This window comes from Helicobacter sp. MIT 03-1614, from assembly GCF_000762925.2.
GTDB classification, from domain to species: Bacteria; Campylobacterota; Campylobacteria; order Campylobacterales; family Helicobacteraceae; genus Helicobacter_C; species Helicobacter_C hepaticus.
The window spans coordinates 1-802 of the sequence record NZ_JRMS02000034.1 but is presented as its reverse complement, the minus strand read 5'-3'; the positions used below and the strand labels follow the sequence as shown (position 1 = coordinate 802).

At 28.4% G+C, this 802-nt stretch carries 1 protein-coding gene and 2 pseudogenes; all 3 read left to right on the top strand.

What is annotated here, in order from left to right; genetic code table 11:
* Positions 1-195 (top strand): annotated as a pseudogene (locus LS66_RS09980) (hypothetical protein); the annotation flags it as partial.
* A gap of 189 nt (positions 196-384) precedes the next feature.
* The gene (locus LS66_RS09975; protein WP_236097033.1) at positions 385-618 is read left to right on the top strand and encodes a hypothetical protein; all 234 of its coding nucleotides are present in this window, start codon (positions 385-387) and stop codon (positions 616-618) included.
* 97 nt (positions 619-715) lie between these two features.
* Positions 716-802: pseudogene (locus LS66_RS10460) on the top strand (type VI secretion system tube protein Hcp); the annotation flags it as partial.

Here is an 802-nt window from a genome sequence, read left to right as displayed (position 1 = left end):
AATATTATCCTAGTCTTTGAGCATTGGAATGATGTAGGTAAGAGTTTCTTAAGTAGTGGAAAAAAGGTAAGAGAAAAGATATTGGAGGATTTTATAGAAGATGAAGGGATTTTAGAATCACATTATGAACGTACAAAAGAATATTTAGAAGATAGTGATAACCTTAAAGTTTTTAACATCTATCTCATACCATAATAAAGCCTATTGCAAACTCGGAGGCACAAGAGGTACAGAGAGGATTGTAACAGGACACAATAAAGATGGTAATGTGTTGTATGACTATATCTACTATACACCCAATCATTAATGATTTCATACATTTGATACCAAGATAAAGGAGGAGACAATGTATTTAGATAAAGAATCAAAAAATTTTAATACAATATGCAATACGGAATCTACACCATACAAAATGAAAGTGAGATACCACAGAATCTAAAAGAAGATAAATATACTTTTTATGTCAAAATAAATGGTAAAGATATAAAAGATTATTATATTGATTATATGGATATTATGCAAAATGCTTTTTTATTTCACACAAAAGATTGTGTGGGTAATCCTATGGCTTTTTACGAGTTGAAAATTATGGACTTGATATTTTCAACATCTATTTAATTTTATAAATATTTTTAATTTTAGCGATATTTTTAAAATTATGCTAAAATTTCCTTTAATTTGGAGAATTAAAGAATAAATTATTAAGGAGCATACTATGGCGCAGCCAGCATATATTAAAATTGAAGGTGTTACACAAGGACTTATTTCTAGTGGGGCTTCTACGCAAGAGAGCATAGGTAAT

Coding starts and splice junctions, on each gene's coding strand:
- LS66_RS09975 (WP_236097033.1), top strand. CDS start 385: ATGCAATACGGAATCTACACCATACAAAATGAAAGTGAGATACCACAG.